The 12,057-nt window shown below is 31.4% G+C and carries 11 protein-coding genes and 2 pseudogenes; all 13 read right to left on the minus strand.

The annotated features are described in order from the left end of the window. Positions 1 to 68: 68 nt before the first annotated feature. Entirely contained in the window at positions 69 to 632 is a 564-nt protein-coding gene (locus WFJ11_RS05885; RefSeq protein ID WP_338817151.1) for a hypothetical protein, read from the minus strand. Positions 633 to 713: 81 nt separating this feature from the next. Further along, positions 714 to 1,064, minus strand: a complete 351-nt coding sequence (locus WFJ11_RS05890) for a thioredoxin family protein (RefSeq protein WP_338817152.1) — start codon at positions 1,062 to 1,064, stop codon at positions 714 to 716. Positions 1,065 to 1,172: 108 nt separating this feature from the next. Further along, positions 1,173 to 1,373, minus strand: a pseudogene (locus WFJ11_RS05895) (sigma-70 family RNA polymerase sigma factor); the annotation flags it as partial. A gap of 260 nt (positions 1,374 to 1,633) precedes the next feature. After that, complete coding sequence (locus tag WFJ11_RS05900; protein ID WP_338817153.1) at positions 1,634 to 2,215, minus strand: MptD family putative ECF transporter S component; 582 nt, start codon at positions 2,213 to 2,215, stop codon at positions 1,634 to 1,636. Positions 2,216 to 2,232: 17 nt separating this feature from the next. Further along, positions 2,233 to 2,934, minus strand: coding sequence for an energy-coupling factor transporter transmembrane component T (locus WFJ11_RS05905; RefSeq protein WP_338817154.1), 702 nt, complete (start codon positions 2,932 to 2,934; stop codon positions 2,233 to 2,235). After that, a complete protein-coding gene (locus WFJ11_RS05910) occupies positions 2,931 to 4,439 on the minus strand; it encodes an energy-coupling factor ABC transporter ATP-binding protein (protein ID WP_338817155.1) in 1,509 nt (502 codons plus the stop codon). The genes WFJ11_RS05905 and WFJ11_RS05910 overlap by 4 nt, the downstream gene beginning before the upstream one ends. 8 nt (positions 4,440 to 4,447) lie before the next feature. Continuing rightward, entirely contained in the window at positions 4,448 to 6,172 is a 1,725-nt protein-coding gene (locus WFJ11_RS05915) for an ABC transporter ATP-binding protein (protein ID WP_338817156.1), read from the minus strand. Continuing rightward, positions 6,173 to 7,924: an ABC transporter ATP-binding protein gene (locus WFJ11_RS05920; protein WP_338817157.1), complete on the minus strand. Its 1,752-nt coding sequence runs from the start codon at positions 7,922 to 7,924 to the stop codon at positions 6,173 to 6,175. It abuts the gene before it with no gap. A 58-nt stretch (positions 7,925 to 7,982) separates the two neighbouring features. After that, positions 7,983 to 8,624: a TetR/AcrR family transcriptional regulator gene (locus WFJ11_RS05925; RefSeq protein WP_338817158.1), complete on the minus strand. Its 642-nt coding sequence runs from the start codon at positions 8,622 to 8,624 to the stop codon at positions 7,983 to 7,985. A gap of 96 nt (positions 8,625 to 8,720) precedes the next feature. Further along, positions 8,721 to 8,918 (minus strand): annotated as a pseudogene (locus WFJ11_RS05930) (hypothetical protein); the annotation flags it as partial. 332 nt (positions 8,919 to 9,250) lie between these two features. Next, positions 9,251 to 9,835, minus strand: a complete 585-nt coding sequence (locus tag WFJ11_RS05935; RefSeq protein ID WP_338817159.1) for an MptD family putative ECF transporter S component — start codon at positions 9,833 to 9,835, stop codon at positions 9,251 to 9,253. Between the two features lie 10 nt (positions 9,836 to 9,845). After that, positions 9,846 to 10,550 carry an energy-coupling factor transporter transmembrane component T gene (locus tag WFJ11_RS05940; protein WP_338817160.1) on the minus strand — a complete coding sequence of 235 codons (705 nt, stop codon included), beginning with the start codon at positions 10,548 to 10,550 and terminating at the stop codon, positions 9,846 to 9,848. After that, complete coding sequence (locus tag WFJ11_RS05945) at positions 10,540 to 12,057, minus strand: ABC transporter ATP-binding protein (RefSeq protein WP_338817161.1); 1,518 nt, start codon at positions 12,055 to 12,057, stop codon at positions 10,540 to 10,542. The genes WFJ11_RS05940 and WFJ11_RS05945 overlap by 11 nt, the downstream gene beginning before the upstream one ends.

Raw genomic sequence — 12,057 nt, forward strand, 5'->3', positions numbered from 1 at the left:
TAATAAATATATCTTTTATAAATATATGCTAAAAATTAATATTTTCTCATATTATCTTAAATTTTTTACTAAAACTCATCTATTATTTCCTTAACATATTCTTCCAAATCTTCTATCTCTAAAAATGATGGGTCTAGGTGGCATAGAAAGTGCCAATCTTTGGTTTCTTTTTTTCTGTATAAGATCGCTTCTCCATCTTCACTTCCGAAAAAGCTTCTATCTACTTCATAACCATTTGTTTCTAAGAAATCTTTTATCATATTATACTTAGTTTCTCTTTCTTCAATATAAGCCTTTACTTCTTCGTTGTTAATTAAATAAGCATCTATTTTTGAATATCCATCTATAACTTTATCTTTTGCGACTGATAGATTAGAAATTTCTTTCCAAATAATTTCAACATTCTCTTCAGAGTCAAACATAAATCTGGTTAGTGGTACAATATTTTCATTATAGATAATTTCCATATAATCAGGTATATTTTTAGGATTAAAATATTCATATTCTATATTATCTTCTTTTTCTATAGTATATCCGGGTATTTTTGATACAAAGTCTTTTCCTTCTTCTAAAGAATCAAATGCTACTAAATCTTTTGAATAATTATTTTGATATAATTCCAATATATACATCTATTAACCTCCAAATATTAATAAATAACTAATTAAATATTAACTTTTTTCTTTGTTTATAAAATAAGTTTTCGTATAACTTTAATCACTGTATGATATATATCTATCCAACGCAGCAAATACTTCTTCAAGGCTAAAATATCCAATTTTTCGTATTGCTTCTTTCCCTTCAACAAAAGCTAGTACTGCAGGTGCTCCCAGAATGTTTTCTTGTGCTGCAAGTGAAATATTATTCTCTATTGATACATAGCCAGTGAACACTTGAGGATGTGTCCCACTCCAAATTGTAATTTTTTCCTTAAGTGCTTTGCACGGAGCACAAGCCTGTGAACCAAACAAAAATAAACTAAACTTCTCTTTCTCTTTAATCATTTGATACTCTGTCAATGTTTGAATAATTCTCATTTCTCGCATAATATCCTTCTTTCTCATTTTTAGCAATGATCTTCTTTAAATCCATACTATAATTACACATCTCATCCTCAAGATATAGAGGTGTAGTTTACTAATCTAATGTTTCCCTTAATTAAGCTTGGACAATAACGCAACTGTCTCATCTATGATATTGTCTACAAAGTATCCATCGTTATCCAGTGTTGAAAATGGCATCACGCCATACTTTCAATCCTTTCTCTGAAGATATTTTTCATGCTCGATTATCTTCCAATAAGCTTTATAGACTTCTTCACTGACCTTAACCGCTTTTCCTTTGACATAAAGGAAATATTCTTCCTTATCCATTGTGTGTTCCTCCCTTTTTATTTTTCTGTTTTTGTTTTCTGAGAATAATAAAGGAGGACTTCTACACCTTGGCGTAAAAAGCCCTCTCGGCTTAAAACCTAATGTTTTATTATTTTTTCTATTTAACTGTTTTTTATAACAAGATATTGCTACATAAAAGTATTTCTAAATGTGGAAAGGTGAAATAATTTGATTGATTGTAATATTGCATCTTATCATTTCCATTATTATTCCTCCTCCAATTTCATCTATAAAAAATTCTAAATAATCCCTGCTTTTTCAAAATGCTTCTTCAATAATTTCTTGGAAATCACTGCTCCAATCAATCCGCAAATGGCTATTAAAATAAGCATCATTACTGTAGTCATAGGAGAAACAATTTTAGTTAATGTACCTAAATATTCGCTCCCAAACATTTTTTCATAAGATTTAAGTGTTTGATCTGCATAAAAAAGAAATGGTACATACATTCCACCAAAGCCGGCAAGAACACAAAATATCATATATCCAATTGTTAATCCTTTATAATTGCCAACCCCTTTTGTTCTTGCAATCAACATAGCTATAATCCCGGCAAATATACAACTAATGATATATGGTGGATAAAAACCTATAATGCTTGTAAGTACACAAAATAATAAAATCATCCATGGATTTTTTGTTTTTACCGGTACTAAGAAATAGGCAATTGCTCCAATAATTGACCATATCGGAACTGCTAATAGCATTGTGTATGGCGATATGAACAGAAAAGATAACACTCTATATAAAACCTGTGAGCATAACACCATTAGTGCTGTAATAATTAAATCTTTAATTTGAAATTTCTTTTTTTCTTCCATAATTATTCTCCTTATTTTTAAATATTTTTTATTTTCATAATGATGATAGTTAGATAAAATACCATCATTATTACTAGCAATAACGTATCAAGCATACGAAATTTGACTTCTGTATAACTAGTTTTTTTACACGAAACTCCAAGTCCTCGTGTCTCAACAGATGCCGACAACTCAGTTGCAGTACATAACATTCGCATTAACATAGGAATCAACATCATTTCATAAACTTTAAAAGGATGTTTTAAAAATCCAAGGAAAGAAATATCAATCCCTCTAGTCTTAATTCCCTGCTTTATACAAGTAATATCCTGTTTTAGAGTAGGAAAAAATCTTAATATAACAGCTAGTGGAATGTTTATATAATATGGAATTTTCATATTTTGCAAGGAAGCTAATACTTCAGATATTTCACTTGTTCTAATCATATTTATAGCTGCAAGAGTCAATGTTATAAAACATAGGAAAAAATAGTGTATTGTAGTTGAAATAAATAATGGACTTATTTCCGCTACCATAAACAACACTATATATAAAGCTAAAAATTTAAAACAAGTTTTGTATATACCGCTTATCATTCCATATGCAAATACTGACAAAAAAAGTAGAACTTCATACTTTTTACCAGTCAAAGTAAATACTAAAACCCCTATAATTAAAACTTGTAACAACTTAATTCTTGGATCATATCTTATTCCATTTTGTTTACAAGATTTGCTCATTCTTCATATCCCTCACTCTGCAGTAAAAATCTTTTTATTGTTTCAAACTCATCACTTTTCTTTAAATTGATCCTTTTGCTAACAGTATTATTTTCTATAAAAACTGCTTTAGTTGCTACTCTACTTAAAAATTCTAAATCATGAGAAATAACAAAAATCAGTATTCTTTTTTTACGAAGAGTATTAATTGCTTCAGATACGACTTTCATATTTTCATAATCAAGTCCACTGGTTGGCTCATCAAAAATCAGAATTTTTTTGTTTGAAGCTATTGCAGCTGCAATAGTAACTCGCTGCTTTTGCCCTCCTGATAAGCTTTGCGGATGTCTATTTCTGAATGATGAAATATTCAATAAAGTTATCGCATTTTCTATTTTTTCATCATTTTTCTTAATACTATTCATAGAACTGAGCATTAACTCAGAAACAACAGAATCGGAGTACAATTGATAATCTGCATCTTGCATTACAAAATATACACTTTTATATAAGTTTTTTTGCTTTGTATATTTACCTTCAATAAAAAATTGTCCACTTCTTGCTTTTAGTAATCCTGACATTACTTTACCTAATGTCGTTTTGCCGTTTCCATTGTGTCCAACTATAGCTACTGTTTCACCAAAATTCCCTTCTAAATTACAATTACTCAAAACAGAATGATTGACATCATAGGAAAAAGATAAATTTTCCACTTTAAAATCTGCATTTTGCTTGTTAACAATAAGATTATCCTTTAGTTCATATTTAATATTACTTAACTTAAATGTTCGAAGTTTATACGCTCTAATATCTGAATCATTCAAGTTATCAATATCATTTTTCTTTAATTCTCTATCAATTTTTCCATCTTTCATTATTAAGCATTTATCTACTAAATTTTTTAAGTAGAACAATCTATGCTCTGAAACAATTACTGTATGTCCCTGTTTCTTTAACCACTCCATAATTTTTTTCAATTTAATAATTGAATGAATATCTAAATTTGCAGATGGCTCGTCAAAAACATAAATCTTGGGATTCAAAGTTTTTGCAGCTATAATCGCTATCTTCTGTTTTTCACCACTAGATAAAGAAAACATATCCCTATCCATAAGATTTTCAGCTTCTAAATCGTGAAATGCACAATTCACTCTATCTATCATTTCATCTCTATCTATTCCATAATTTTCAAGAGCAAATGCCACTTCCTTGGTACTATTCGTTGTAAAAAATTGACTTCGTGGATTTTGAAATATAGAAGCAATATTTTTCCCCATTTCTCCGGGAGTGATAGTTTTTATATCACTTCCTAACACTTTCACAGTTCCAGTTAAAACCCCTTCAAAGAAATGTGGAATTAAGCCGTTTATCAATCTTGTAACAGTTGTTTTCCCTGAACCAGACTGACCAGTAAGCAAAATAAATTCTCCTTCTTTAACTTTGAAATTTATATTTCTGAGACTCACTTCTGTTTGTGTTCCATAACTGAAACTTACATTATCAAAATCAATAACTACATCTCCCATTTCATCACCTATATTTTCCAACCAATAGATTGTTTTCTAATTTCGATGAAATGTTTATATACTCCATCTTGACTAATTAGTTCCTTATGATTCCCTTGTTGTACAATTTCCCCTTTATCAATAACAATAATTTGATCTGCTCCTCTTACCGTAGATAATCTATGTGCAATGCTAATGAGAGTTTTATTTTTTGTTAACTCATTAATTGCACTAATTAACATATGCTCGTTTTCAGGATCTACACTTGAAGTTGCTTCATCAAGAATAATGATTGGAGCATCTTTAAGGATTGCTCTTGCAATAGATATTCTTTGCTTTTCTCCTCCCGACAATGTTGAACCGCCCTCACCAACAACAGTGTCGTATCCATCACTAAGGCTTGTTATAAAATCGTGGCAACAAGCTTTCTTGCAAGCCTCCACCACCTCATCATGTGTAGCATTCGGATTTCCAAATTTTACATTATTCTCAATCGTGTCATTGAATAAATAAACCTTCTGAAATACCATACTGATATTTTGTAATAGGCTTTCAGAGGTAAAGTCCTTAACATTATGTCCTCCAATAAATACTTCACCTTTATTAACATCCCAAAATCTTGCTATAATATTACAAAGAGTTGTCTTTCCAGAACCTGAAGCACCGACAATAGCCAAACTGCTATTCGACTTTATCTGCAAATTTATATTCTTCAAAATCTCTCTTTCCCCATATCCAAAACAAACATCTTTCAATTCAATGTCATAGGAATTCAAGTCAATTTCTTTTCCGCCCTCATCAAGCGAAGGTATATCTGAAACATAGTCCAATCGATTAAGTTGTGTTGCGAGCATTCTGCTTAAAAATGCTCCATCATTAACCAACTCCAATTCCATAAAAATTAGAAAAGCAGATACTATAAACATAAGAGTATATGAAAGTGGAATCAGAGATTTCATATATAGAATTATTGCAACAAACACCAATACACAGCTCGCAACTTTAAAAATCATTTCATATAGTTTCATTAAATAAGCTGAACCCTCAGTAACCTCAATATCAACTTTACATTTACTCATAAACGCTTTTTCAACTTTATTTTTTCCATCAGTTCCTTTTTCAAAAGAACGAAGTACTGAAATTCCTCTAATATACTCAATTGCATCAGTAACAAGCATTTCTTGTGAGTCTTGCATGATAGGAGAATATTTTTCGGTTTTCTTTGCGATTAATTTAAGAACGCCCATACCAAAGATGATTGCAATTAAAGATACCATCCCTACCGGAAAACAAAAGATCAATAACATGGTAGTCATACTAAAGGCATGAAAAAAACCTCCTACAATAAAGTTCATCGCAAGCATCGCCATACCCTCTAAGTCGGAAATAGTTGTTGTTAGAACCGCTTGGATTGTTCCTAAGTTTTTTTCTGAAAAATACCCCATTGGAGCTTTTTTCAGTTTTTCCCCTATTTCAATCCTTTTATCCTTAAAAATTTCATAACCTGATGCACTTAATTTTCTATCACAAAGATATTGAAAAATGAATCTGCCGAATATACTCACAACTACAATTGCTGTTGCCTGCATAATAATAGTCATATTCAACTGTTCAAGATTAATCATAATCAGTAAAACCGCCAACAGCATCAAGGAAGCGAAGAATGATTTTAATCCACTAAATATAAGACCAAGAATTACATTTTTTTTATACTTCCCTGATATTTTTAATATACGTTTTACAATGCTAATCATTTACAACGCCTCCTTTTCGTTATCTAATCCGCCTACATAATTTTTCCACAAGGAAGCATATACTCCATCTTTTTTTACAAGGGCTTCATGAGTTTCGTTCTCTACAAATTCCCCATCTTTCATAACAAGGATTGTATCAGCATTTGTAATAGTAGAGAGCCTGTGAGCAACCACTATCAGAGTCTTTCCTTTAATGAGTTTGGTGATTGCACTTTGAATGAGATATTCATTTTCAGGATCTGCAAATGCAGTTGCTTCATCTAAAATTATTACCTTAGATTGTTTTAACATTGCTCTTGCAATCGTAATTCTTTGCCTTTCTCCACCAGACAAAGAACCTCCTGCATCACCGACTTTTGTGTTATATCCATTTTCAAGTTCCATAATAAAGTCATGGCAAGATGCTGCTTTAGCCGCCTCAATAACCTCATCATCACTTGCAGTTGGTTTTCCCATTTTTATATTTTCTTTTATACTTGTATTAAACAAGAAATTGTCTTGAGCAACATAGCTTATCTCATTTGTTAGCTGTTCAAATGGAATTTCGGGTATTTTCTTTCCACCATAATAGATACTTCCATTGGACGGATCCCAAAAACCAGCCATAAGTTTTGCTATTGTAGATTTTCCAGAACCTGAATTTCCTACCAATGCGGTTACTGTATTTGGTTTTAATTCAAAGTTGATATTTTTTAGCACAAGTTCCTTATCATATGCAAATGAAACATTTTCAAAACGATAGAGAGTGTCATCAAAGACTACCTTCTCTTTTGGTCTTTTAAGTTCCTCTTTCGATAGAAATTCCTCTATTGCATCTAAACTTGCCTTAACCATGTTGAATTGCTCAGAATATTTACCGATTTTCATTAAATGTGCAATAAAACCAATAGGCAGTATAATGCACACAATAAAGCTTGATAACGATATTTTTGAATTCATATACAGATATGCACCAATCGGCAAAGTTCCTAAAAGTGTGGATGGCATAACTGCTTGAACAAATGCTGACCATAACCAACTTTGCTTCCACCAAGCAAGTGTACTATCATGAAAGAAGTTAATTGCGTTCGTAAATTTTTCATAAGAAGAAGCACTGTGGTTAAAAGCTTTTATAACCTCAATCCCATTAATATATTCAACCAAAGTACTATTCATATTATTTTGAGCTGTAGTATATGTTTTGCTTCTAAACTCATAATCCTTCATCATACCTATATATCCAAGCATTCCTAAAGGAATTGTAAGTAACGAAGCCAACCCCATCCTATAGTCCAAAGCAAAAATCAAAACCAAAAATAAAACAGGAGATACTATACTTGATGTTATCTCCGGCATAAAATGAGCCATTGAATCTTCCAGCTTAGACACTGTATCTACAATTAAATTTTTAAATTTACCTATAGGAGTATCTATCATTACACCCATAGGTACTCTTAGCATTTTTTCAGCTACTAAACTTCGTATATTTTTTAAAATATGAAATGTTGCTTTGTGTGAGGTTATTGTTGAATATAAAGTAAAAATACCTTTTAAAACTTGTCCACACAAAGCTATAAGTGTTAAACACAATACAGTTCTAAATGACACTTCAGATTGATATATTTTTTCTATCAATTTTGCTATTGCTAAAAAAGGAATCATTCCAAACAGTTCCCCTATGGTCGCTAACAAAATTGATTTGTATAATTGTTTTTTCTCGCCATCGGCGTATTTAAGCAACTCTGAAATGGCATTTTTATTGTTACTTTTCAAGAAAATACCTCCTCCAAACAAAAAGTTAATTAGTTATCGCTAACTTTTTGACAAAAAATTATCTATTATTTTTCTTCATTAAGCCTTGCCAACCATAATATTGAAAAATAACAATGCTTCTAATATATTCGCCAACATTATCATGCGGTATATCATGAAGAACACACTCGCATAGAGATGTAATATAGCCTTTTGTAATGACATGAACTTCAAACTCTTTAATATCTGTGATAATTTGCTCTTGTTTAGCGTTGAAAAGAATAAGCTTCATATTTTTAGCTGTATATCTTTCAGTAATATCCTCAATAAAGTTTTCTACTTGTGACCCTTTGCTACACGCAAAAATCAGCTTAAAGTTATCAAAATGCGCATACATATAATCAACAAATAGCATTGTTTCCAAGAATAAATTTTCTATAATCGCTTCATCATCGACTAAATCAGAGTCTATCCTAATAGTTTTTTGTTCGCTCCTTTTTTCAACATCAGAAACAACATCTAATGTGTAATTATATTCCTCTTCAATTAGAGCAAAAAATAATGCTTCCTTATTTTTGAAATGACGATAAATAGCTCCTGTAGTTACTTTTGCTAATTTAGCAATTTCAGCTACCTGTGCATTTTCGAATCCTTTGCTTAAAAATTCCCCTTTAGCACATTCTAAAATTCTATTTTTTGTTATATCAGAGCAATAAGACATCTAACTTTCCCCTCTCATTTTTTATTTTTGATAATCTAATTATTTTTAATAATTATATTATCACTTTTTCAGTTTTTAGTCAATATATCACCACTCCTATAAATTATCGTCTGAACCCTTTACAAGTATCCCAACCCTTTTCAAAACCCTTAGCTTCTCCTGCTTCTTCTGTTCTCGCCTTGCTTTATACCTTTCCTCATATTCCTGTTGTTTGCCGTTTGCTTTACGCTTCAGATAATTTTGGTGAAGCCTATCTTTTCTTTCATTTATTTTTCGTTCTTCTTCCTCAAGCTTTTATTTTTCTTCTTCGCTTACAGGTACGGCTTTTCCTTTCACATAAAGGTAATATTCTTTAGCCACTTAGTTATCCTCCTTTTCCTGTTCTGTGGTTTGCTTTTTGAGAATAAAAAAGGAGGACTTCTACACTTTGGCATAAAAAGTCCTCTTAACTTGAAAACTACTGATTTGTTATATTGACTATTTGTATATTTGTAATGGCGATATATTGCTATACAAAAGTAAGTACAAGCATAAAAAAGGATAATTATATCGTTCTGTGAAAACTGAAACTATAAGTTTTGACATGATTATCCCTCCATTACTTTTCCTCCTAAGTAAATCTATTATTAAATCACTCCTGCTTTTTCAAAATGTTTTTTAAGTATCCTTGTTGCAACAAATGCTCCTATGCAAGCAAGAACAAAAGTTATCAAGCCAAATCCTACTGCCCACGAAACTTTGAAATAAGATAATGCTTCATTTATTTGTGCTTCGCTCATTTTCCATTTTGATGCTCTTTCCACAAAAGAAGCTGTTCCGAATAAAATTACAGGAATTACTGTTCCTAAAAAATCTGCTAATGCAAATATCCCATATCCAATAATCATTCGTCCCTTGCTCTCATAATTTCCTATAATCAAATCACATATAATTCCACCGATTACAGCAAAGACTGCATGAGGTAAATGTCCTCCTGACAATGCAATTAAAGCAAGAAGCGTTCCTGATATTGTAAATACGCCATTCTTTTTAACTTTCAAAGCCATAAGGATATAAACGGTAGCAGCTACCATAAAGCTAACTCCTGAAGCAATAAATCCTCCAATAACTGTTGTTGCCATAGCAAAGCTGGCCGCCATGTATATGACAATTCCAATTGCATTAAAGATTCCGATTGTAATAAAATCACGACCATTCAATTTGTTTTTCATAAAAGTCCTCCTAATAAATTTTCTGTATTACTATCACAAGAGCAATCATCAAAGCTCCTAATAGTCCAATCATTAAGTCTGTTTTTCTAAACCGCAATTCTGTTAATGTTACCCTCTTCTCATCACTATCAAGTCCTCTAATAAGTGCTGAAGCTGACAGTTCATCTGAAATCTTAATCATTCTCATTAAAAGCGGAACAAGCGTATATTCAATATATTTAATTGGATGTAGCAATGGGAAAAATCTGCTTGTTACAATTCCTCGAATCTTCATATTCTCTTTTAATGCCTTGAGTTCTATTTTTATAGTTGGTACAAACCTAAGCAAAACACTAAAAGGTATACCAATGCTTCTTGGTACTTTCATTCTATTTAACGCCTCCAGCATTTCACTTACACTTGTAGTCTTTGTTATATATCCACCAAACATAGCGATTAAGGTCATTCTTGATGCAAAGTAAATAAACATATATATTGCAAATACAATACTTGCTTCACAAAATTTTCCAAGCCCTAACTCTATGTAGTATAAAAGCACAAAAAACAAGATAAAGCGTAACGCTCTTTTCCACATCCCGCTATATAAATATAGAAAAAAGGCAAAAACAATTAATACAAAAAGTAGAATTGTATCGCTTATAAAAAAGCTCGTAAATCCAACAATTGGAAGTAGAGTAAGTTTTATTCTCGGATCTATAGTTTTTCTATCTGACAAGCTCTCTACCTCCTCTCATCTTGTCTAATATGAGAAATTTATTACTTTCACTCATATCTAAAACAGTTTCTATTTTTCCATCTCCCATTACCCACAGCTTGCTCACTGTATTTGCTAAAAACTCAAAATCATGACTTATTACCAAAACTGTTGTACCATTTTTCAATTGTTCTTCAATCAGTTTTGCGACGGAAAGCATTGAGTCTTTATCACAACCTGATGTTGGTTCATCATAGATAAAAACTTTTGCCCGTTTCATCATTCCACAAGCTATTGTCAGTCTTTGTTTTTCTCCTCTTGATAAAGCAAACGGATGCTTATCTATATGTTTATCTAAGCCAAGAACATTCAAAATAGACTTTGCCTTTTGAGTATTTTCTTTTTTATCTTTATTTGAAATACCAAGTAACATTTCATCAAGTACACTTTCCGAAAATAACTGATAGTCTGAATCTTGAAAGACAAAATATGACATATTCATTAAATCTTTACGATTCAACTCTTGATCTTTTTCCGCCCATATTGTTCCCTCTTTTATCTTCTCAAGTCCTGAAATCACTCTTGCAAAGGTAGTTTTTCCGGTACCATTTAAGCCGATAAGACCAATGGCTATTCCGCACTCCATATTGAAATCAAGATGATTTAAAATGTACTGTTTTTGCTTCTTTCCATCCTTAGCTACATTCGGATAGCAAAATTTCAAGCCTTTTCCGATGATACTTTCATCATTTAATTGATATGAATCTTTCTTCTCACTTATCCTGTATTCTTCTAATTCAAGGGTTCTTAGTCCATTCTCATCCCAAAACTCCCCTTCAAGATGGATAACTTCTTCCCGACTCAAGTCCTGTGCAATCTCTCCATCTTTCACCAAAAGAAAACGGTCAAATAAAGATTTTGCATAGTACAAACGATGCTCAATTAGAACAACTGTTGTACCTTTTTTCTTTAATTTCTCCAAAATTAAAAACAGATCAAATGTTGCTTTCATATCCAAATTTGCTGAAGGCTCATCTAAAATTAAAACTTTCGGATTCATCGCATAGATACTTGCAATAGCTATCTTTTGTTTCTGTCCGCTTGATAATTCAAAAACAGATTTTCCTTTAAGTTCCTCAATATCCAACTCTGCATATACTTCTTCTACTCTCTGTTTGATTTCATCTCTTGATTTGCAGATAGTTTGAAGCCCAAAAGCTATTTCTTCATCTGTCGTTGTCGTGAAAAACTGACTTCTTGGATCTTGAAATACAGTCCCTACAATATGCCCTACTTCATGAAGTAATAATTTGCTTATATCTTTTCCGGACACAAAGGCTTCTCCTTTCATTTTGCCTTTGTAATAATGTGGAATAAGACCATTTATTACACTTCCAAGAGTACTTTTACCACTTCCACTTTTCCCTGAAATTAAAACAAATTCACCTTTTTTAATTTCAAGATTGATATTTTTTAAAGCAGTTCGCCCATCTTCCCATTCATAAGAAACATCTTTTAACAAAATCAT

The sequence above is a fragment of the Parvimonas micra genome, assembly GCF_037482165.1.
Lineage (GTDB): Bacteria > Bacillota > Clostridia > Tissierellales > Peptoniphilaceae > Parvimonas.